The organism is Diaphorobacter sp. HDW4B (genome assembly GCF_011305535.1).
In the GTDB taxonomy this organism is placed as follows: Bacteria; Pseudomonadota; Gammaproteobacteria; order Burkholderiales; family Burkholderiaceae_C; genus Diaphorobacter_A.
Window position 1 is genome coordinate 3,640,866 of the sequence record NZ_CP049905.1, and the last position, 22,687, is coordinate 3,663,552.

The 22,687-nt window shown below is 62.2% G+C and carries 16 protein-coding genes; 10 read left to right on the top strand and 6 right to left on the bottom strand.

The genetic code is table 11. The annotated features are described in order from the left end of the window. The first annotated feature begins 149 nt into the window (after nt 1-149). Nucleotides 150-2,114 (top strand): gamma-glutamyltransferase, encoded by a 1,965-nt coding sequence (ggt, locus tag G7048_RS16655; RefSeq protein WP_166069216.1) that lies wholly within the window; start codon nt 150-152, stop codon nt 2,112-2,114. Between the two features lie 72 nt (nt 2,115-2,186). Here ggt and G7048_RS16660 read toward each other — a convergent pair whose 3' ends face one another. Beyond that, nucleotides 2,187-2,399, bottom strand: a complete 213-nt coding sequence (locus tag G7048_RS16660; RefSeq protein WP_166069217.1) for a hypothetical protein — start codon at nt 2,397-2,399, stop codon at nt 2,187-2,189. 339 nt (nt 2,400-2,738) lie between these two features. Between G7048_RS16660 and G7048_RS16665 the strand changes: the two genes are divergently transcribed. Together G7048_RS16665 and G7048_RS16670 are read left to right on the top strand one after the other, a co-directional pair. Then, nucleotides 2,739-3,788 carry an MBL fold metallo-hydrolase gene (locus tag G7048_RS16665; protein ID WP_166069218.1) on the top strand — a complete coding sequence of 350 codons (1,050 nt, stop codon included), beginning with the start codon at nt 2,739-2,741 and terminating at the stop codon, nt 3,786-3,788. Nucleotides 3,789-4,251: 463 nt separating this feature from the next. Further along, a complete protein-coding gene (locus G7048_RS16670; RefSeq protein ID WP_240933007.1) occupies nt 4,252-5,328 on the top strand; it encodes a transporter in 1,077 nt (358 codons plus the stop codon). A gap of 64 nt (nt 5,329-5,392) precedes the next feature. Here G7048_RS16670 and G7048_RS16675 read toward each other — a convergent pair whose 3' ends face one another. Further along, nucleotides 5,393-6,361: an amino acid ABC transporter substrate-binding protein gene (locus G7048_RS16675; RefSeq protein WP_371747706.1), complete on the bottom strand. Its 969-nt coding sequence runs from the start codon at nt 6,359-6,361 to the stop codon at nt 5,393-5,395. Between the two features lie 18 nt (nt 6,362-6,379). Continuing rightward, complete coding sequence (locus tag G7048_RS16680) at nt 6,380-7,726, bottom strand: dicarboxylate/amino acid:cation symporter (RefSeq protein WP_166069219.1); 1,347 nt, start codon at nt 7,724-7,726, stop codon at nt 6,380-6,382. Between the two features lie 228 nt (nt 7,727-7,954). Between G7048_RS16680 and G7048_RS16685 the strand changes: the two genes are divergently transcribed. The 6 genes from G7048_RS16685 to G7048_RS16710 all read left to right on the top strand — a co-directional run bounded on the left by G7048_RS16685 (nt 7,955) and on the right by G7048_RS16710 (nt 15,998). Next, entirely contained in the window at nt 7,955-8,929 is a 975-nt protein-coding gene (locus tag G7048_RS16685) for a quinone oxidoreductase (RefSeq protein WP_166069220.1), read from the top strand. A gap of 20 nt (nt 8,930-8,949) precedes the next feature. After that, the gene (locus G7048_RS16690; RefSeq protein WP_166069221.1) at nt 8,950-9,885 is read left to right on the top strand and encodes a LysR family transcriptional regulator; all 936 of its coding nucleotides are present in this window, start codon (nt 8,950-8,952) and stop codon (nt 9,883-9,885) included. Between the two features lie 398 nt (nt 9,886-10,283). Beyond that, entirely contained in the window at nt 10,284-10,886 is a 603-nt protein-coding gene (locus G7048_RS16695) for a (2Fe-2S)-binding protein (protein WP_166069222.1), read from the top strand. 5 nt (nt 10,887-10,891) lie between these two features. Next, nucleotides 10,892-13,225 carry a xanthine dehydrogenase family protein molybdopterin-binding subunit gene (locus G7048_RS16700; RefSeq protein WP_166071016.1) on the top strand — a complete coding sequence of 778 codons (2,334 nt, stop codon included), beginning with the start codon at nt 10,892-10,894 and terminating at the stop codon, nt 13,223-13,225. A gap of 21 nt (nt 13,226-13,246) precedes the next feature. Next, nucleotides 13,247-14,569 (top strand): cytochrome c, encoded by a 1,323-nt coding sequence (locus G7048_RS16705; protein WP_166069223.1) that lies wholly within the window; start codon nt 13,247-13,249, stop codon nt 14,567-14,569. A gap of 250 nt (nt 14,570-14,819) precedes the next feature. Continuing rightward, nucleotides 14,820-15,998 carry a hypothetical protein gene (locus G7048_RS16710; protein ID WP_166069224.1) on the top strand — a complete coding sequence of 393 codons (1,179 nt, stop codon included), beginning with the start codon at nt 14,820-14,822 and terminating at the stop codon, nt 15,996-15,998. Nucleotides 15,999-16,017: 19 nt separating this feature from the next. On the opposite strand, the gene bla is transcribed toward G7048_RS16710, so the two are convergent. After that, nucleotides 16,018-16,995 (bottom strand): class A beta-lactamase, encoded by a 978-nt coding sequence (gene bla / locus G7048_RS16715; RefSeq protein ID WP_240933010.1) that lies wholly within the window; start codon nt 16,993-16,995, stop codon nt 16,018-16,020. A 20-nt stretch (nt 16,996-17,015) separates the two neighbouring features. Here bla and G7048_RS16720 point away from each other — a divergent pair, with 20 nt between their 5' ends. After that, nucleotides 17,016-18,665, top strand: coding sequence for a hypothetical protein (locus G7048_RS16720; protein ID WP_166069225.1), 1,650 nt, complete (start codon nt 17,016-17,018; stop codon nt 18,663-18,665). A 606-nt stretch (nt 18,666-19,271) separates the two neighbouring features. Here G7048_RS16720 and G7048_RS16725 read toward each other — a convergent pair. Then, nucleotides 19,272-20,678, bottom strand: coding sequence for a GGDEF domain-containing protein (locus G7048_RS16725; RefSeq protein WP_166069226.1), 1,407 nt, complete (start codon nt 20,676-20,678; stop codon nt 19,272-19,274). Nucleotides 20,679-20,921: 243 nt separating this feature from the next. Continuing rightward, nucleotides 20,922-22,526, bottom strand: a complete 1,605-nt coding sequence (bchE, locus tag G7048_RS16730) for a magnesium-protoporphyrin IX monomethyl ester anaerobic oxidative cyclase (protein ID WP_166069227.1) — start codon at nt 22,524-22,526, stop codon at nt 20,922-20,924. Nucleotides 22,527-22,687 lie beyond the last annotated feature (161 nt).

A 22,687-nucleotide genomic window follows, 5' to 3' on the forward strand; every position in this document is an offset into this window, starting at 1 on the left:
GACCCGTCTCAGGCAAAACACCAAGCCGCTTGTCCGGCAGGCGCTGCTATGGTGTTTTGCGAATAGCCTGTCTTGGCTTGAAGAAGTGAGTCGATTTCGGTGGGCTATTCAGCGAATGGAACGATTTCAACGACAAGAGGAGACAACCCATGCAGACAAGAAAATTCTGGCCACTCGCCCCGGTGGCTGTTGCGGTATTTCTGGTGGGCTGCAACAGCAGCAACCACCACGATGATGACAACGAACTGCGCGTGGACACCAACGCCAACAGCTGCACGGTGCTGAGCAGCACGGGCGGATCGGTGGTGGTGGGTTCGGGCGTGACGGGCGATCCGGCATCGCCGGAGGCGGCATCGGGCTACCGCCTGGGGCTCAAGGCCAAGCAGTCGAACAGCTACATGGCCGTGGCGAACACGCCGCTGGCCAGCAAGGCCGGTTGCGAGGTACTGAAAGCGGGCGGCACAGCCGTCGATGCGGCGGTGGCGATGCAGGCCGTGCTCGGCTTGGTTGAGCCGCAATCGAGCACGATTGCGGGCAGCGCGTTCATGGTGTACTACGACGCGGCGACCAAGAAAGTGGTGGCCTACGATGGCCGCGAAACCGCTCCCGCTGCGGCCACGGGCTACTATCTTGCAAGGCAGAATCAGGCCGATCCGAGCTCGCCTGCGCCCGTGCCGTCGGCGCGCCGCAGCGGCCGTTCGATTGGCGTTCCGGGCGTGCTGCGCATGCTGGAGATGGCGCAGAAGGAGCACGGCAAACTGGCGTGGAATGGTCTCTTCGATTCGGGCATCAAGCTGGCGGATGACGGCTTCAAGATTCCGGGGCGACTCGGCGATGCGATCAAGAGCAACGCATCCAGTCTGGCGCTCGACGCGAACGCCATGGGCACGTATTTCAAGACTGATGGCACGCCGCGCCTGACCGGCGAGACCATGACCAACAAGCCCTACGCGGCCACCTTGCGCGCGATTGCCAGCAAGGGCGCGGACGCGTTGCACACGGGCGATATCGCCAAGAACATCGTGGCCAAGGCCGCGCAATCGGTGGGCGACGATACGGCCAAGACACCCATCACGCCCAGCCTGATGACGCTCGACGATCTGGCCAACTACAAGCCGAAGAAGCGCGAACCCGTCTGCGTGAATTACCGCAGCACCTATCACGTGTGCACCATGTCGCCACCCTCATCGGGCGGCATTGCGATTGCGCAGGGGCTGGGCATTCTGAGCCAGTTCAACCTGTCGCAATACGCGCCGATGAATCCGACCAACGAAGGCGGTGTGCCCAGCGTGATGGGCGTGCATCTGCTGACCGAAGCGGAGCGTCTGGCCTATGCCGACCGCGACAAGTATGTGGCTGACACCGACTTCATTCCGCTGCCGGGAAGCGGTGTGGCAACGTTGCTGAACGCCGACTATCTGAAGGCGCGCGCGGCGCTCATCAATCCCGACAAGAGCATGGGCACGGCGCAGGCCGGTGATCTGGGTGCGGTGCCGCTCGGCGTGGACAAGACGAAGGAATTCGGCACCACGCATCTGTCGGTGGTCGATGCATACGGCAACGTGGTGTCGATGACGACGACGGTCGAATCCAGCATGGGTTCGTTCCACATGGTCGATGGCTTCTTGCTGACCAACCAGCTCACCGATTTTTCCGCCGCACCGGTGGATTCCAACGGCACGCCAATTGCCAATCGCGTCGCTCCCAACAAGCGTCCGCGCAGCACCATGGCCCCCACGCTGGTGTTCAAGGGCGACAAGCCGGGCGACTTCGTGATGGCAACCGGCTCACCCGGCGGCGGCGCGATCATTCAGTACGTGATGAAGACGGTGGTCGGTGCGCTCGACTGGGGGCTGGATGCGCAGCAGGCCACCTCGCTGGTGAACACAGGCGCATCCAACAGCGCGACCACGGGCATCGATGGATCGAACACCTCGCTCGATCTGACGGCGCTGGTCGATGGACTCAAGGCCAAGGGGCACACCGTGAGCACGGCAGCGCAATCGAGCGGCGTGGCCACGATCATCCGGGTGACCAAGGATGGCAAATCGGTGCTGCAAGGCGGTGCCGATCCGCGGCGTGAAGGGATTGTGCTGGGAGATGGTGCGCTGTAGTTCCGCAGCGCGTCGGGAATGAAGACAGGGCGCCTTGTGCGCCCTGTTTGCCTTCAGTCTCGAATGTCGAACTTACTCCAGCAGTTGTCTGCTGACGTTCTTGCCGGTGGTGGTCAGTTGCAGGCTGCCTCCCACCCACTCCAGCCAGTACAGCGAGACCAGATCGTCGATCACGGTATCGTCGATTTCGCTGGCGCGGCGCTTTTGCAGCAACTCAACCACTTGCGGCAGCACGCCGCGCAGCGTTTCCCGCCGGGCCTGCGGGACGGAAGACACTTGGTTCATACGAGCCCTTCTTTCATCTTGCGAACGGAAATGAGAAACCAACCTGTCTGCGTGGCGGAATGCATCGGGAAAGCCCTTGCTGCATTGCACATGGAGAGTGAAGTTCGGGGGCGACGATCCGTCACGGACAAGCAATTCATTGTGCTGGATTTGGCCCGGCTTGCAAGCTGAATTTCGGGGGATTTCCCGAGGCCAAAGCGCGCGTTGGCCCCGGCATGGCTGAAATGCAGGCGACAGCGGGCATTTTTGCGATTGTCAATTTCGGAGGATGATGTGCATTCACCACGAAGTTGCTGAAATCCGACTGGCATCCCACCAGCCGCAACAGGAATCCCATACATGCCGCAAACCAATCTTTCCTACCCGATGGAAGCACCCGCAGCGGGCCATTGGCGCGAAGTCTGCAAGGGCGTCTACTGGCTGCGCCAACCCATGCCCATGGCGCTCAACCACATCAACGTCTGGCTGCTCGAAGACGGCGACGGTTTTGCGCTGGTGGACACCGGCCCGCGCACCGAAGAGACGCTGGAGATCTGGAGCAAGCTGCTGTCCGCACCGCCGTTCGACCGCAAGCTCACGCGCGTGTTTGTCACGCACATGCATCCCGATCACGTGGGCATGGCGGGCTGGCTCACGCGGCGCTTTGGCGTGCGGCTGTGGATGTCGCGGCTGGAATATCTGAACTGCCGCGTGACGGTCTCCGACATGAACCGCGAAGCGCCCAAGGACGCGGTGGACTATTTCCACGAAGCGGGCTGGCCCGATGCGGCGCTCGAAAAATACCGGGCGCGTTTTGGTGCATTCGGCAAGATGATCTACACGCTGCCCGACAGCTTTCAGCGGCTCTCGCACGGCCAGAAAATCCGCATCGGCCAGGGCGACTGGCAGGTGGTGATCGGGCGCGGTCATTCGCCCGAACATGCGTGTCTGTACAACGCGAAGGAGAAACTGCTGATCTCGGGCGACCAGGTGCTGCCGCGCATTTCGTCCAACGTGTCGGTGCATCCGATGGAGCCTGCAGCCAACCCCATGGCCGAGTGGATGGCGTCGCTCGATTGGCTGGAGCAGAACATTCCGAACGACGTGCTGGTGATGCCGGCGCATGATGAATGTTTTCACGGTCTGCACGAACGCGTGGCGCATTTGCGCGAGGGTCAGCACAAGTCGTTCGAGCGTCTGCTGGAGGTGCTGTCACAGGAGCCACGGCGCGTGGTCGACACCTTCGGCGCGCTGTTCTCGCGGCCCATCGATGCCAACTCGGCGCACTACTATCTGGCGACCGGGGAGGCGCAGGCCTGCTTGAACTATCTGCTGGAGCGCTGCGAGATCAGCCGCACGGTAAGGGATGGAGTCGCCTGGTACGCCGCTGCACAGAAGGCCGCCACCTGATGGGGTAGACGGCGGAGGCGTTGTTACCGCCTCCGCCTTCGCTGCTACAGGGTATGTAGCGTCTGCTGCTACGCTTCTCCCGCTTCCTCTTTGTGAATTCTTCCAACGACTGCCTTCAGGATTGTCTGGACAGTTGTTAAGTTGTTCTATTGGTATTTTGTTTTCAATAGCATAATTGAATCGCGCAAAAGTTGGGTATTCACGGTGTTTCAATGTGAAAGCAGGTGTGTTTCAGCCGGCCTGAATGCCGCGATCCAATAGGCATGCCAAAGGTTGTATGACAGGCAAGCGCTGTCATGAAAATGACACACCGTGCGTCAATGATGTGATGTTTCCTTCATCAGACATGACCTCCAACCGCTTGCGCACGGCCTCTCCGAACATCGTTTCCAGACGGGCCCTGGCATGTGTTGGTTTTTTCAAACACGGCGTCATGCGATGCGATTGAGGGCAGGGAGTTTTCGTGAGTGACGCAATTTCGGACAGGCCGCTGGCCGCACCGGATGCCGGGCTGATCTGCGGCTGGCGATTCTTTCAGGACTCCAGCGAGCCCGCCCAGCCCGTGACGGCCGACGAGGCGGTCGCCTGGCTTGCGGCCCATCCTGAAGATGAGGCGGATTCTGCGGGCGAACCCGAGAACAAGGCGAGCCAGCCGAACAAGGAATTTCTCTGGCTGCACTTCAACCTGTCGAATGCGCTCTCGCAGCGTTGGCTGGAGCGTCATGCGGCCTTGCCGGACACCTTCTTTGAAGCCTTGCAGGAAGGACTGACTTCCACCCGCATCGAGCGCGCCGACGACTGGCTGGTGGCGGTGCTCAACGATGTGAATTTCGAGTTCAACTTCGAGTCGGCCGATCTCGCCACGTTGTGGATTGGCGTGAATGACCGGCTGGTGGTGTCGGCGCGCTCCAAGCCCTTGCGCACGGTGGATCAGTTGCGCGCGGCGGTGCGCAGCGGCGACAGCCCGGCTACCACGGCTGAGTTGCTTGAACACCTGATGCGCACGCAGGCCGATGTGCTGGTGAAAGTAGTGCGCGAAACCACGGCCAAGGTGGACCGCATCGAGGACGCGATTTTGGCGCGGCGCTTTGACCATCCGCGCGCGCAGTTGGGCAAGCTGCGGCGCTTGCTGGTGCGGCTGCAGCGGCTGCTGGCTCCCGAGCCTTCGGCGCTGTTCCGTTTGCTGCAGCATCCGCCGCTGTGGATGAGCGAAGACGACCGCCAGGGGCTGGCCGCCGCCAGCGAAGAGTTCTCGCTGATGCTGCGCGACATGCAGACGCTGCAGGAGCGCATCAAGTTTCTGCAGGAAGAGGTGGCCGCAGCCGTCAACGAGGACAACAGCAAAAGCCTGTTCGTGCTGACCGTGGTGACCGTGCTCGCGCTGCCGATCAACATCCTCGCGGGTCTGTTCGGCATGAACGTGGGCGGTATTCCGCTCGCACAGGATGAACACGGCTTCTGGATCGTCGTGTTCATCGTGTTCGCGTTCACGGTGATTGCGGCTTGGCTGGCGTTCCGCAGAAAGCGCAGCGACGACTAGCGCTTGAGCGGGGAGCGCTCTCGCTCCAGCTCCTGTTCTCGCTCCCGCTTTTTGAACCGCTTGCTCATTCCTTTTGCGTGGCGGCGAGGCTCTCCAGAATCACCTCCAGTTGCGGGCTCATCGGCAAGTTCAGCGTCTGCCCGGAAGGCAGCTTGCGCTGGAACCAGCGCTTGTATTGACGCTCGATCTCGCCATCGCCAGCCAGTGCCTGGAAGGAATCGGTGACGAGCTTGGCGAGCTGCGGATCGTCCTTGCGGAACATCACGCCGTAAGGGTCGTAGGAGAGAAAGTCGCCCACCACCGCGTACTGGTTTCGGCCATTGGGCGTCTGCGCGATCAGGCCGTAGAGCAGCACGTCGTCGGTCGCGAACGCATCGGCCGCGCCGCTGGTGACCTGCGCAAACGATTCGGCATGGTCGCGCATGCTCATGATCTGCAGATTCAGCTTGAAGCGCTGGGACAGATCGCTCAAAGTCTTCTCGTTGGTCGTGCCCGAGGTGACGGCCACTTTCTTGCCCTTGAGCTGTGTGTAGTCGCGCACCGGCGAGCCCTTGCGCACCAGCAGTTTGGTGCCTGCGACAAAGAAGGTCGGCGAGAACGCGACGGTCTTCTGGCGTTCGCGATTGCTGGTGGTGGAGCCGCATTCGAGATCGGCCTTGCCCGAGGTGATGGCCTCGAATCGCGTGGCCGAGGTGACCGGCACCCAGGTGATTTCCAGCGGCTTGTGCACCGCAAACTGAATTGCCTGCACGAGCGATTTGCACAGCTCGATGGAGTAGCCAATCGGCTTGCCGCGCGCGTCGAGATACGAGAACGGAATCGAGCTGTCGCGGTACGCAATCGCCACCTTGCCGGATTCATGCACCTTGGCGAGCGTGCCGTTCAGGTTGACGGGCGCCACCAGGCCGGTGAGCCACGCGGTGCTGGCAGCGGCTGCAGCGTCCTGCGATGGGGTCTGCGCGAGCGCTGCGGTGCTGCATGCCAGCGTCATCGCAAGGCACAGCGCAGAGGATCGAACGAGGAGATGTCTCATCATCACGCCCACCTGCGGTCAGGCCACGTCGGGCGTGGGCAGAGGATGGGCTTCGCGTGCGGCCTCGATGTCGAGCTTGCGAGCGTGCTCGGCGGCTTCGGCTTCTGGCAGCAACTCGCCTTCCCACTTGGCGACCACGGCCGAGGCAATCGAGTTGCCCACCGCGTTGGTGGCCGAGCGGCCCATGTCGAGGAAGGTATCCACGCCCAGAATCAGCAGCAGGCCAGCTTCGGGAATGTTGAACTGGTTGAGCGTGGCTGCAATCACCACCAGCGATGCGCGTGGCACACCGGCCATGCCCTTGGAGGTGAGCATCAGAATCAGCAGCATGGTGATCTGTGTGCTCATCGGCAGATGGATGTCGTAGGCCTGCGCGATGAACAGCGTGGCGAACGTGCAGTACATCATCGAGCCGTCCAGATTGAACGAGTAACCCATCGGCATGACGAAGCTGGAGATCTTGCGCTTGACGCCAAAACGGTCGAGCGCATCGAGAATCTTGGGGTAGGCGGCTTCGGAACTGGCCGTGGCAAACGACAGCATGAAGGCTTCCTTGATGAGCACGATCAGCTTGAAGATGCGTGGACCAAGGAACACGAAACCGGCACCGACGAGCAGTGCCCACAGCAGGAACAGACCGAGGTAGAAGTCGCCCATGAAGACGGCGAATTTCAGCAGAATGCCCAGCCCGTTGACCGAGATGGTGGCGGCCATGGCGGCCAGCACGGCCAGTGGTGCGAGTTTCATCACGTAGCCGGTGATCTTGAGCATCACATGCGAGAGCTCGTCGATGGCGGCCACCAGCGTCTTGCCTTTTTCACCCAGCGCTGCGAGCGCCACGCCGAAGAACATCGAGAACACGACGATCTGCAGAATCTCGTTGTTGGCCATGGCTTCGGCAAACGACTTGGGGATCAGGTGGCTCACGAACTCCTTGAGCGTGAACTTGCCGGTCGCCAGATTGGCCGACGCACCAATGTCGGGCAGCGGCAGACCGAGGTTGTGGCCGGGCTGCAGCACGTTGGCCAGAACCAGCCCGAGCACCAGCGACACCAGCGAAGCCGTGACGAACCAGGCCATGGCCTTGACGAACACGCGACCGACGGAGGAAGCGTCACCCATGTGCGCAATGCCGACGACCAGCGTGGAGAACACCAGTGGCCCGATCAGCATCTTGATGAGTCGAAGAAAGATGTCCGAAATGATGGAGATGTAGCCCGCAATCTCCTTGGCCGCACCCTTGTCGGGGAAGTTGGCGAACACCATCCATCCCAGAAGAATGCCGAGCGCCATGGCGCCGAGAATCAGAAACGCAGCAGGAACTTTTTTCTTGCCGACGGGAGGCGTTGCGGACACGGCTGTCATGAGGTGCCTTTCTATGACTATTGATGTTGTATTTGATTAGTCATAATGTTGACAGCTGTCCAAATTGTCCATCTGGTTTCTACCTAGCGGAACGGAGCCTGAAACGGGCACACGCATGGATTGCTGCACCGGCTGCAGCAGTCCCTTGCAGCCAGCCGCATTGCTGGCACTGGCCTTTGTTTTTAAGCTTGGCACATCTTTTTCAACAATGTGCGGAGCGTTTTCAACATGGCGACAACAGTGCGAATCGACAGGACGGGCGGGCCCGAAGTCATGCAGCTGGAAGAGACTCCGGTGCAAGCGCCAGGGCGTGGTCAGGTGTGGCTGGAGCAGACGGCCATGGGCGTCAATCCGCTGGACGTGCTGCAACGCAAGGGCGGCGCAGTCTTGCCGTTACCGACGGGTCTGGGGTTGGAAGGCGCAGGCCGTGTGGTGGCGATGGGCGAAGGAGTGACCAACGTGCAAGTGGGCGACCGGGTGGCCTACGCGACGGGGCCCATCGGTGCATACGCCAGCGCGCGCCTGTATCCCGCAGAACGTCTGGTGAAGCTGCCCGCATCGATCAGCGATGAGGAGGCGGCTGCCGTGCTGTTCAAAGGCATCACGGCGCAGTATCTGCTCAAGACAACGTACAGCGTGCAGCTCGGATCGCGCGTGCTCATCTATGGCGCTGCGGGCGCGGTGGGGCAGTTGATGTGCGCTTGGGCCAAGCATCTGGGCGCGTGGGTGATTGGCGTGGTCTCCAAGCCCGACAGCGTGGCGCGCGCCGAAGCTGCGGGCTGTGATCACGTTCTCGTGTTCGACGCCGAACGCATGGCAGGGCAGGTGCGCGAACTGACGGGCGGGGCCATGGTGGATGTGGTGTACGACGCGGTCGGCCGCACCACCTTGAATGCATCGCTCGACAGCCTGCGTCCGCGCGGATTGCTGGTGTCGTTCGGTGCCACATCGGGCGTGCCCGCACCCATCGAGGTGGGAACGCTCAACGCCAAAGGATCGCTGTATGTGACACGTCCCTCGCTGGCCGCACACACGGCAACGGCTGCGGAGTACCAACAGCGTGCGCAGGATGTGCTCGATGCCGTGGCGAGCGGCGCGATCACGCCACGCATCTGGCGCAGCTATGCGCTGGCCGATGTGAGCGCGGCGCATGCCGATCTGGAGCAGGGGCGTTCACAAGGTGCGATCATCCTCGTTCCTTGAACCCTTTGCGCGATGCCCCCATGTTTGCCACCGACAGTCAGCACGCCGACGAACTCGCGACCTTGCTCGCCCTGGCCGAGAAGGGCACGTTCGTGGCCGCGGGTGATCTGCTGCAGCGCCATCCCTCCGTGTTGACCAAGCGGCTCAAGTCGCTTGAAAACCGGCTCGGCGTGCGACTGGTGGAGCGCACCACGCGCAGACTGCATCTCACGCAGGAGGGCGAACGCCTGGTGCAGCGCCTGCGCGAGGCGCAAGGGATGATTGCCGAAGCGGAAGCCGAGGCCAGTCAGGGGGCGGTGCAGGTGCGTGGGCGCTTGCGGGTGTCCATTCCTGCGGCCATGGGGCGTCGCGTGTTGGCACCCATGTTGGCGGAGTTCGCATTGGCGCATCCGGAGGTCACGCTGGAGCTGGAATATGCCGACCGCATGGTCGACATCGTGGGCGAGCGTTTCGACGCCGCCATCCGCATCGGCAAGCTGGCCGACAGCCGTCTGGTGGCGACCCGGTTGAGCGAGCATCAGCGCATTCTCTGCGCAGCGCCTGCGTATCTCAAGCGCTGTGGCAAACCCAAATTGCCGAGCGATCTGGCGCAGCACAACTGTCTGGGTTTCACGGGTTTTCTGTCCTATCCCGAATGGAAGCTCATGCGCGAAGGCGAGTGCGTCGTCATGCCCGTGCATGGCTCGATGATCAGCAACGACAGCGAAACGCTGTTGACCGCCGCGACGCTGGGTGTGGGCATCGTCGCGGGTGGCAGCTGGCTTTTTCAACCCGCGCTGGCCGAAGGCAAGCTCGTGCGCGTGCTGCCCGAGTGGCAACTCAATGCCGATTCGGGCATTTACTTTCTGCGCCCATCCGCACAGTTCAGCACGGCGGCGATGACGGCCTTTCGCCAATGGGTGGTGGATTGGTTTGCCAAGCAGCGGAGCACTGCAGCCCCGCGCATCAAGCGTTGAGATGCGCTTGCAGTGCTTTCAACAAGCCTGCGTTCATGATTTCCAGAAAGCTGCAGGCCTGCTGATAAAGGCCGCGCGTGCAGATCAGGCTTGAAGAGCAGGCCGCACGCTGTTCCGCGTGGATTCATAGAATGAATTTCATGACGGGCCCATGCCGCCCGTCGGCGAAGACCTTCGAGACAAGTCTTGTTCGCGCTGCTGGCATCCGTTGATTTCAGCGCACGTGGACAGCCGCTCCAACCGCGCTCGCCTTGCGCGCCTCCATGGGCGCGCGTCACTTTGCCCACCATGGCCTACAGACTTTGTAGGAGTTCGCCGCCTTTCGCGGCCGGTGCACAAAGCAAAAAATCAAACCTCCCGGGATGACCCACGACATCCCTGAAGTCAGGAATCAACACATGAAATTCATCTTGAACGAGCAGCCGGTCGAGCTGCAGGGCGTTGCGCTCGATACGCCCTTGCTCTACGTGCTGCGCAACGACATGCAGCTCAATGGTCCCAAGTATGGCTGCGGCCTTGGCGAATGCGGTGCCTGCTCGGTGCTCATCGACGGCAAGGTCGCGCGCTCGTGCTCGATTCCGCTGAGCGTTGCGGAAGGCGCGCGCATCACCACGCTCGAAGGCCTGTCGCCTGCCGCGACGGCCGCCGCCAAGGCCAGCGTTGCGCGCGATGTGCAGATGCAGATGCTCGGTCAAGATGCCATCGACGGCGCGAACGCCGCCAAGCAGGCAACGCCCGCGGTCTCGACCATCGCGCTGCACCCCGTGCAGCAGGCCTTCATCGAAGAGCAGGCAGCGCAATGCGGCTACTGCACGAACGGCATGGTGATGGCGTTGGTCGCGCTGTTCGATGCACATCCCACGGCGAACGATGACGAGGTCAAGCTGGCGCTCTCGGGCAACCTGTGCCGCTGTGGCACCCATGTGGAAATCATGCGCGCTGCGGCTCGTGCTCGCGAGCTGATTGCGCAGGGCGGCAACAAGGCAAAGAAGGCGGCGTGATCATGATGAAGAACGACATTCAAACTGGCAACGCACATCCGATTCAACTCACCCGCCGCAATCTGCTCAAGGCCGGTGGCATGGTATTGGTGGCTTCCGCCACGGCAGGTCATCTGTTCGCGCAGAACAACGCAGCGCCCGCAGCGCAGCCTGCGACCAAGCTGTTTCCCGCGCCGGATGACAAGCATGTGAACACCTTCATCGCCATCGGCCCCGATGGGCATGTGACGGCATTCTGTGGTCACGTCGATCTGGGCACCGGCGTGCGCACGGCGCTTGCGCAGATGGTGGCCGACGAACTCGATGTGACTTTCGAGCAGGTCACCATGGTGCTGGGTCACACCTTCAAGACGCCCGATCAAGGCCCGACGATTGCGAGCGCGACGATTCAGGTGACCGCCACGCCGCTGCGCCAGGCTGCAGCGCAAGTGCGCGAACTGCTGGTGGCTCAGGCCGCGCAAAAGCTGGGCGTTCCCGCGTCTGCCATCACCACGCGCGATGGTGTGGCGCATGCCGGTGGCAAGCATGTGGGCTACGGCGAACTGGTGCAGGGCCAGAATCTGGAGCTGCCGCTGAACGCAGAAACCGTGCTACGCAAGCCAAGCCAGTTCAAGCACATGGGCCAATCGGTGGCGCGCGTCGACATTCCCAACAAGGTGCTGGGTGCGCTCACGTATGTCCACGACCTGCGCCTGCCCGGCATGGTGCATGCGCGCGTGGTGCGTCCGCCTTATGCGGGTGCCGATGCAGCCGCGCCGTTCGGCAGCGCGCTGGTGTCGGTGGACAAGGAATCCATCAAGCATCTGCCGGGCATTCTCAGCGTGGTGGTGCAGGGCGATTTCGTGGCCGTCGTGGCTGAGCGCGAAGAGCAGGCGATTGCTGGCATGCGCCAACTGAAGGTGACGTGGAAGGCATGGGAAGGCATGCCCGACCTGTCGCTCAAGGGCCTGGGCAAGACGCTGATCGATCATCCCAAGACCGACCGCGATCTGGTGGTGGAAGACGGTGCGCTCGACGCGATCAAGAAGTCCGCCAAGTTGATCGAGGCCGATTTTGTCTGGCCGTATCACATGCATGCCTCCATCGGTCCCTCGTGCGCCGTGGCGCGTGTGGCCAATGGCAAGGCCGAGGTCTGGTCCGGCACGCAGAACCCGCACGACATGCGCAAGGACGTGGCCAAGCTGCTCGACATGGACGTCGATGCGGTGAACATTCTGCGTCTGGAGGCCTCGGGCTGCTATGGCCGCAACGGTGCCGACGACGTGAGCGCCGATGCCGCGCTGATCGCCAAGCTCACCGGCAAGACTGTACGCGTGCAGCTCATGCGCGAGCAGGAACATGCGTGGGAGCCCAAGGGCACGGCGCAGCTTATCCGTGCGCGCGGCGGCATCGATGCGCAAGGCAACATCACGGGTTACGACTTCAAGACTTGCTATCCGTCGAACGGCTCGACCGTGCTTGCGTTGCTGCTTACCGGCAAGGTCGAGAACAAGTCCGTGGTGCAGCAGATGGGCGACCGCACTGCTGTGCCAGCGTATGAGTTCCCCAACCGCCACATCATCAGTCAGGACGCCGCGCCGATTGCGCGTGCGTCGTGGATGCGCGGCGTGTCGGCGTTGCCCAATGTGTTTGCGCATGAAAGCTGGATCGACGAATGCGCATACGAGGCCGGCGCCGATCCGATCGAATACCGCCTGCGCTATTTGAAGGACCCACGCGCGATTGCCTTGGTCGAGGCGATGAAGAAGCAGTGCAACTGGCAGGCGGGTCGCGCGCATCGCAATCCTGCACCCGCAGACGAACGTCTCGTCAAAGGACGCGGCTTTGCCTATGCGCGCTACATCCACAGCAAATTCCCGGGCTACGGCGCGGCCTGGGCCGTGTGGGTGATCGACATCACCGTGGATCGCCAGACCGGCAAGATCACGCCCGTGAAAGTGTTTGTCGCGCAGGACACGGGCGCGATGGTCAACCCCGCAGGCGTGCGCCATCAGGCCCACGGCAACATCGTGCAGTCCACAAGCCGTGTGCTCAAAGAGTTCGTCACATTCGACAAGCAGGGCGTGACGTCGCTGGAGTGGGGCGGTTATCCGATCCTGCGCTTCCCCGAGTTGCCAGAGATCGACCTGCAATTGGTCGAGCGCCCCGACGAGGCCCCGATGGGCGCAGGCGAATCGGCTTCGGTGCCGAGTGCTGCGGCGTTCGCCAACGCGATTTTCGATGCGACCGGCGTGCGCATGCGCGAAGTGCCGTTCACCCCCAGCCGTGTGCTTGCCGCGCTCAAGAATGCGCCCACAGCATCCGCCGCCAACGCTGCAGCTTCGGCTGCCAGCAAATAAGAAAGAGGGGGAGCACACATCATGCGTTCACTCAAGAAACTCATTCTCATCCTGCTCGCGCTGGCGGTCATCGTGATCGGCGGCTTCTTCGCGCTGACCCATCAATCCGTGATGGACCCCGTGGCGCAACCCGCCGCAGGCAGCTTCTCGCAACAGCAGATCGACAAGGGCAAACTGCTGGCCGCGATGGGCGACTGCGCGGTCTGCCACACCGCGCCGGGCGGCACGAAGAACACAGGCGGTCTGCCTATCGCCAGCCCGTTCGGCACCATCTACACCACCAACATCACGCCCGATGCCGAGACCGGCATCGGCAGTTGGTCGTATGAAGCCTTCGAGCGCGCCATGCGCCACGGCGTGAACCGCGACGGGCAGTATCTTTATCCTGCGTTTCCGTACACCGCGTTCACGCGCGTGACGGACGACGACATGAAGTCGCTCTACGCCTATCTGATGACGCAGCCTGCCGTGAAGCACCAGCCGCCCAAGACGTCGCTGAACTTCCCGTTCAACGTGCGCCCCGGCATTGCAGCATGGAACTGGATGTACCTGAAGAAGGGCCCGCTGCCCGAAGACAGCAGCAAGCCGCCGGAATGGAATCGCGGTGCCTACATCGCCGAAGGTCTGGGCCACTGCAGCGCCTGCCACTCGCCACGTGACCAGTTCGCGGGCGAAAAGGGCGGCGCGGAAAAGTTCGCGGGCAGCACGCTCGATGGCTGGACCGTTCCCGCGCTCACATCCAAGACCAGCGCGCCCATGGTCTGGACGGCGGACGATCTGTACGCCTACTTCAAGCACGGCTTCTCGCCACGCCACGGCTCGGCAGCGGGCCCGATGGCGCCGGTGGTGCACGGCATGTCGCAGCAAAGCGATGCCGACATCAAGGCGCTGGCCAGCTACATCATGTCGTTCAAGGACCCGAACGCCAAGGTCGTGGATGCCGAAGCCTATGTTGCCGCGAAGCTGAAGGAGCCCAAGTTCGCCATCGACCATGAAGGCTACCGCTTGTTCGAAGGTGCATGCGCGAGCTGCCACAGCGCGGTGGGCGACATCAAGAGCAGCATGTTCGGCGTGCGCCCGCAACTGGCGCTGAACACCAATCTGTACTCCGATTCGCCCAACAACTCGGTGCTCGTGATGCTCAACGGCATCCAGACCGCAGCCACGCCGACGACCGGCACCATGCCCGCCTTCCGCCACAACCTGAGCGACGCGCAGATCGCCACGCTGCTCAACACCATGCGCGAGCAATATGGTCTGCAGCCCTGGTCGAACCTGCCCGCGACGGTGGGCAAGCTGCGCAAGGAAACGGAGCCGAGTGCGACGCGTCTGAGTGCGCATTGATCGTCATTCGAGGCGACGGACGAGCTGACAAACGCCCTCCATGAAGCGACAAGGGACTGCATGCGAATGCAGTCCCTTTTTCACTTTTGCGCGCTGCAACTCACGCTTGGGCGGCGCGCTTCGCACGGGCCGTTTTCGCCGTTGAGATATAAATCCAATATATTTCAAGGCATTGCGGTGGTGGTGAGTCATCACTACGGCCTTGTGACTTGCGAGCGCGAATTCAATCCTCTGACGCAGGGAGCCCATTTTGAGCCAGCAATTTCTCGTGATTTCCGGTGGTGAGCTGTGGCTGCACGAGGCCGATGGCCAATCCACGCAGATCTTCTCGTCCTTCGCCAAGGAGATGCTGCAGCGCGAGGCCGATCGGCAGCGCACGACCTCGTGGAAATATGCCGAGCGCGAGGACAGCAAGGGGCTGATTGGTCCGGCGCTGTGGGGGCGTGGCGGCGGCGGTGCGGACAATCTGGCGCCCGCGCGCTTTCTGCATGTCTGCAAGGCGGGCGAGCCGCGCACCATCTACTACGTGATGACCGTGGGCCGCACGGTGGGGCTGTTCAAGTATTACCTGGACGAGCAGCGCGAGATCCGGCTTTTCCATCGGCAGCAGACGCAGATTCTGGGCTTGGCCTATCTGCCGCAGACCCAGCATGTGGTACTCGCGATCATGCATGGCGATGGCACGGCGCATCTGGAGGTCTACGACGAGGAAGGCACGCAGAAAGGCGCGATCACGCATGGCGACAGCATCGACGCCTCGCCCGCAGCCATGCCCGGTGCCGAGTCCACGGTGGTCTATCAATCGTGGGGATTGGCACGCAATGCGGATTCGGGTGCGGTGGTTGGCTTGGGGCAGTCGGCTGTGCATTGGGTGGACTACAAGGCGGGCGAGATGGACAGCCTGCTCGACGATGCGCAGTGGGACTTCGTCGCGCCGCGCATTTCCGAAGACCGCGTGCTGTATTCGATCCGCCGACCTGCCGACAAACCCCTGCATGAAAAAGCGGGCGGCGCGGCCAAGGATGCGCTGTTGATGCCGCTGCGGTTGGGCAAGGCGGTGTTCGGTTATTTGAATGTGTTCTCGATGCTCTACGGCAAGGAGCCGCTGCGTTCGGCGGGTGGCCCGCGCACGCCGGAGTTGGATCAGGACCTCGGCACGCTGTGGCTGCATGGCCGCCGCATCGAGCTCTCCAAGGTGCGCAACGACCCGGAATACGCGGGCAACCTCGTGCCCGCGTCGTGGAAGCTCATCGCACAGGCGGGCCGTAATGCCGCGCCCGAAGAGATCGCCAGCCACGTCGCGCAGTTCGACGTGCTGGCCGACGGCTCGCTGCTGTATTCCAACGGTTATGACATCTACCACTGGCAGCGCGGCAGCGCACGCAAGCTTGCGCGGCGCGAGTTGGTGGAAGGGCTGCTTGGGCTTTGAAGTGTGAAGCGCGCTCAGTTCAGCGTGCAGCACCGCGCGTGATGTGCTGCGCGACGGCGGCAATCGCGGGCTCGATGCTCTTGGTGCTGCCTGTGCCTTGCGTGACGTAGACCGCTGCGATGATGGGCGGGCGGTTCGGTGGCCAGAACACGCCCACGTCGTTGACCGATCCCGTGCCTGACGAGCCGGTCTTGCTGCCTATCTTCCAGCCTTGCGGAAGACCCGCCGCCAGGCGGTTGCGGTTGGTGCTGGTGGCTCGCATCCACTGAACCAACTGCTCGCGACTGCGCGGCGAGAGCACATCGCCCAGCACCAGTTGCTGCAGCAACGTGGCCATGGCGCGCGGTGAGGTGGTGTCGCGCGGATCGCCGGGTTTGCTTTCGTTCAGATCGGGCTCCCAACGATCGAGACGCGTCACATCGTCACCGAGCGAGCGTGCAAAGGCGGTCATGCCCTGCGGGCCACCCAGCGTTTCCAGAAGCAGATTGGCGGCGGTGTTGTCGCTCACCGTGATGGCCGCGTGGCACAGCTCGGCCAGCGTCATGCCGTTCTTGCCGGCCTGCGGCTCGGTGACGGGCGAGTAGTCGATCAGTGCCTTGCGCTCGAAGCGGATGCGTCGATCCAACTGCTCGCGGCCCTGATCCACGCGCTGGAGCACGTGCGCTGCCGCCAGCCACTTGAAGGTGCTGCACATGGGAAAGCGTTCATCGAGACGCTGCCCATCCCACCCGCCATGGGCAGTGTCGAGCACGGCGACGCCCATGCGTCCGGTGGATTGCTTTTCGATGCGAGACCACGGCTCGGATACGCTTTGACTCTGCGCTGTCGAGCATGCGGTCAGCGGCAATGCGGCAGCGGCGACGCAGGCGCTCAGCGCGTGGAAATGAAATTGGCGACGGTGCATGGTGTGCGGCTTTCGTGGGTGAAAAATGAATGTGGTGATGACAATGGCCGCAAGCATGCCCGTGGCGTACACGTTCGTAAAATACGAGTTCATAACTTTCATAACAAGCACCGATGCCCACGAAAAAACCAGCTCTCCAGATCGCGCTTGAAGCTCCATGGACATTGGGCGATGTGGCTGCATCACGCTTTGCCGTGCTGCTTCTGCTGGCGCTGGCCGTTGCCAGACGTGCGGGGCAGCCGATGGTTCCGGTCTACAGCCTGCACTTTGCGGGGCAGACCGGAACGGCTTTTCCGATGGCGCTCAGCAGGGCGTTCAAGCAGTTTGCGCAGGCCGGGATCACGGTCGGTTGGGGGCGCAACGCGCGCGCGGATGCGTCGGCGTTGTCGGTGCGCGGACGTGTGCATGGTCCGTTCTGGCTTGTGCGAGGGGAACTGGAGCGACTGACGTTCTGCGTGAGTGGGAAACAGATCACGCATGCGATGCAGAAAAGCCTGCTGGTGCGCATGTCGGGGACCGCTCAAAGCGCCAGTGAATGCACGGTGGGCGAGGGGCTTGAAGAACAGCTTGAACGTTGGATGCGCGTCTTTGTTCTGCGTCAGTCGGCGGAAGAAGGGCGGCTGTCCTTGCCCGAAGTGATGGATGGACTTTCGCGCGTGCACTATCGTGATGCGCCGGACTCGAGCGGTGACGCATCGCCGCTGTGGGCCTTGAATCTGCAGGCCCGTTATGCGCGTCTGGCGAGAAAGAGCGACGAGGCGCGGGCGCTCTACAAGGAGCTGCGTCGGCGCTGCCGGTCTGCTGCTCTGAAGCGTGGCGATGATGACGATTCCTTTCAGCGTCTTCCCGTCCTTGATGCGATGTCCGAAATCGGACTCGCGTGGTGCGATCACCAGGACAACCGCAGCGCTGCGGCGCTGATGCGGCTGGAGCAGATGAGCGATCGGTTTGAAGGCGATGCGGCCTCGCTGCGGCTGAGTTCGCGTCTGGCTGCCGAGTATTTCAATCTGCGCGCGCTGGCGCGGCGAGCCTTGCTTTTGGGTGCATCACACGAGCAGCCAGAGCAGGACGCGGTGCAAGTGCTGCGCGACATGCAACTGGCGCTGGTGTGTGCGGTGGAGACCGACTCGCTCACGCTCATGGAGGCGGTGGCTTCCAATCTCGGCTATTCGCTATGGTTGCTGGCGCCCTCGCTGCAGCAGCGTGTTGGCGCGGATGCGGGCAGAAGGCTGGCCGTGCGCTGGATTCTCACGGGCGAGGCGCTCGCGCGTCGGCATGGATTGGGATCTGGCTCGTACTGGAACATCATCTACATCTGCCGCATTGCGCGTGGCGCTGTTGCAGATGCGGATACGGATGCCGATGGTGAAACCCCGTCCATGCCGCTGGAGCACCTGCGCGCCCGCATCTGGTCGCTTGCCGATTTGCGAACCGAACTCGCGCAAGGCCATGGGGAGGAGGACGATCCTGCCGTGCGTGAACTGCATTCGCTGTGCGAGTTGCTGCTGCCATCCTCGCTGCCTGACTGGCTCACACTCACCGCGCGCATGTTGGCGGCGGTGAGTGAGGATGCTGGCGATCAAACGATCTCCCCCATCCAGCGCTGCGCCGCGATGCTGGAACATCTGTGGCAACTCGTGCTGCACGACAAGGCGGTTGCAGCGGCCGACCTCCGGCGCGATCTGGAGATGCAACTGTCGGTCTTGCAGGTGGCGCAGCGCAAGTATTTCAGGGCTGATCTGGCTCGTCTTCCACGGATCTGAAAAATCCGCGAAACGGGACGGTCAACCGCAGAATGGTCAGCGGCGGCGGCGGCATAGGCCAATGTCAGCCCGCTGGCCATCCGTTGGACCCACTTGTGTACGCACCCATTACGGGTTGGTTACAGGTGAATTGCATTGAATCCAGTGAGTCAAGGGTTTGTACCTATAAGCTCTAGGCTATTTCTGTTGCCACTTACATACGTTCGGCCTCAAATTCACCAATTTAGGGTACAGACAAGTGCGTCAAGTCCCGGTGTAATTCAGTTATTGAAGCGGCGTTTCTGATTGTGCGGATGAGAAACGTGCCGTTGCCCAATATTGAAGCGTAAAAAGAACTGCGGGGTGGGCGAGCGACTGGCTCGGAATGGTAGAAGCGCGTGACGGTGAGTGAAGCCGCAAACTTGCAGAAAGCAGGCTGAATCGGTAAAGGCGGCGGGCGATGAAGTGGCTGTTGGAATGGTGTCTGTCGAGGTGCCAGATCCATGTGATGAACAAAAAATGAAGTGAATCGATTGAATGGTGGGGAGGAGGAGCGGGCCGATGCTTGATGGTGTCGGCCCGTTCTGCTTTGGGCGCTCCGGTTCCTGCAGATCGTCGGCGCTCAATTCAATCCGAAATCGACACCTGAACCACCCGGTTGCGGCCTTGTTGCTTGGCTTTGTAGAGGCATTGGTCGGCGCGCACGAGCATGGTGTCGAGCGCGACGGACGAGCGGCGGTCCGAGGCCATGCCGATGCTCACGGTGCACAGCAGCGGTTGCGTCTGCCCCGGCACGGTGATGGGCGTGACTTCGAGGCTGATGCGGATGCTCTCGGCCACCTGCTGCGCATCGGCGGCAGAGGCGCGTGGCAGAAACACGGCGAATTCCTCGCCGCCCAGTCGGCCGACGATGTCCTGCCTGCGCAGGCATTCGCCCAATAACTGGCCGAGGCGTCGCAGCACATCATCGCCAGCGGCGTGACCGAAGCGGTCGTTGACAGACTTGAAGTGGTCGATGTCGATCATCAGCACCGAGCAGGATTCCGAGCGCTCCTTGAGGCGTTCGAGCTGGTGCGTGGACGTGGCGAGAAACGCGCGCCGGTTCGGCAGGTTGGTGAGCTCGTCGTGATCGGCCAGCACCTTGAGCTTCTTGACCAGCTCGCGGTTGGCCACCATCACGCTGCCGATCATGATCGGCGTGAGCATCACCAGCGACAGGCCCATGCGCACTGACATCACCAGATCGCGGTTGAGCACGCCATGCACATCGGTGAGCATGTTCACGATGATGCTGATCAGTGACCAGGCACTGACCCAGAAGGTGATGAAGGCGGTGGTGAACAGGCTGTAGCTGACCGCGCACCACATGAGCGCAGGAATGGTGAAGGCCACCGCGCCGGGGCCGCCGATCATGTGACCGAGGATGGCGGACAGCACCAGCGCAAGGGCTGGGGCGATCTTCTCGATCTTGAACTGTTGCCCCAGCCAGCGCATGGGGTGGGCCGGAAACTGGTCGCGCGACGGGATCGACAACAGCAACGGCAGAAAGCCGATGAAGTTCACCAGTTCGGTCGCAAACCAGATGGCGAAGCCCTTCATGGCCGTGTCGTTGAACAGGTAGATCATCGCCACGGCGCCGAGCAGGCTCGACATCGCGCTCGCGCCGACGATGGCCATGAGCATGTAGAGCACCGAGGAGGTCGTCTCGAGCCGGTTCATGGAACGGTCGGCGCGGTGGAAGATCCAGTAGCCCACGGCCACGCCGGAGAGGTTGGCCGCGTTCAGCAGCACGTTCTTGGTGAGCGACGAGCCGGTGAGCGCATCCGCCGCAAAGTAGCCGAGCGCCGCAGCCACCCAACCCCAGCGGTGCGCGAAATGCGGGTAACGGATGAGGATGCCGAGCAGGAAGGCGTTCGTCGGCCAGTAGGAGGCCAGATCACCGCCCGTGCGCGACAGAATCCCGAACAGGCACAGCAGGCACACCGCACTGCCCAGCAGCACGGCATTGACGGCTGGGCGGTGGATCAGACTCATCCACAATGGCTCACGGCCTGTGCTCTGGGCGGACCTTGCAGCTGTTGGAAAAGAATGCGGACTGGACACGATGCTGCTTTGGACCCCATGGCGTCAGGTAGGCGAAAAAGCGAAACAAATACTTACTCGAATGATCGCAGATGTCTACAGGACTGTCCATTTTTGGCTATGGCACAGCAGTTTCCAATTGTGATCAATGGTCAGAAAAAAGCGCCATTTCGCCCCTCGGAATCGACGGCCTTTTTATGCAAGGATGTTGGGTGATCGCTCTGCCATGAGCGGAGAGTTTGCTTTGAATTGGATAGCAACTTCACCTGTGCGCGATGGGCGTTCGGCATTCGTAACGCGTTTGGCCAGCACATATTCCCGCTCGCTCAGATCCTTGCCCGCAAAGACCTCCAGCGTGGGGCCGTGTTTTTCGCGGCGAGTGAGGAAGAGGAACTCCAGCACCTCGTGCATCCACACCCGCCTGCCGATGCGCGTGTACCAGCGCATTGCGTGGCGGTAGTCGGCATCGCGGTGAGCGAGCATGCGCTGCAGCACTTTCGGCCGCATTTGCACCATCACTTCGATGAGCTTGAACCACAGAAATACGCGCCATGCAGGCACCGACGGATTCGCCAGCACTTGGTGCTTGTAGTCCCAGCGTCGCGTGTCTTTCTGGACCACCTGACGGTCTTTCACCGTGTCGTAGAACGGCGTCCAGCGATGTGGCGTGGCATACAGCAACTGGATCTGATCGGGATCGTAGTGCACCAGATGCCGGAACGAGCGCCAGAAATCCGCATCGCGCTCTTCGCTGAAACCGACGACATAGGTCGCCATCGACACGATGCCGTGCTCGCGCAGCAGTGCAATCGCCTGCTGGTCTTCGTTCATGGTCGCGCCCTTGCCGATGGCGGCGAGCGTGGCGTCGCTGTAGCTTTCGATGCCGAGCAGAAAGCGGATCACGCCTGCCTTGCGGTACAGATGCAGGATGTCGCGGTCACGCACGATGTCGCCCGCGCGCGTGGAGCCGACGAGCAGCAGCGGCACATCCTCGGCGATCAGCGCGTTCAGAAAAGCCAGCCACATGCGTCGTGATCCTGTGGGCAGTTCATCCGCAAAATTGATCAGCTCCACGCCTTGCTCGCGATGCAATCTGGCGAGTTCCTTGGCGAACTTCACCGGATCGCGATGTCGCCACTGTGTCCAGAACCCGCGCTGTCCGCAGTAGGTGCACAGATGCGGACAGCCGCGCGAGAACTGCACGACGACCGCGCGCTTGCCGCCCCAGTACGAATAGCGCGCGTGATCGATCAGCTCCCAGCCCACGCGATAGGCATCGAGGTCGCGGATCATCGGCGCATCGGGCGTGGCGTGCGGTTGGCCATTCACACCATTCACTCGATATGCAATGCCGCTCACCGCAGACAGGTTGCTTGACCAGCGCAGCGCACGCATCAGGTCGAGCGCTGTCTGCTCGCCTTCACCACGCACGATGAAATCGATGGCGTGGCAGTCACGCAATATCTCGTCCCACATGTAGGTGGGGTGCACGCCGCCGTAGACAATGAGCACATCGGGCAGCGCGCGTTTGAGCAGTTCTGCAATGCGCACCACGGTGACATGCGCAGAGCTGGAGCCCGAATGTCCGAGCATCACCACATCGACGGGTTGCTCGCGCACGGCCTCGACGATCTGCTCGGGCGACATCGGGCCGAACTCCGCATCGATGAGTCGCACGTCGAACCCATGATCGATCAGCGGACCGCCGATGGACAGCAACCCGAGCGGCGGCAGATGTTCGCGCGGCATGCGGCTGCCGATGGCGGTGTGCGGTGGATTGATGAGGGTGATGCGCTGCATGGTGGTCGTCCGTGTGAGGTGATGACCGATGCTCCTGCGGGTGCGTGATCGCAGGATGAGCGCTTTGTGAGCCCGGTGTGAAGTGCCGCTTCCGTCGTCCAAGGAGCACCCGATTGCCTTCGACCATCGGAGTCCGCATACTGTGTGAAAACAACTTTCAA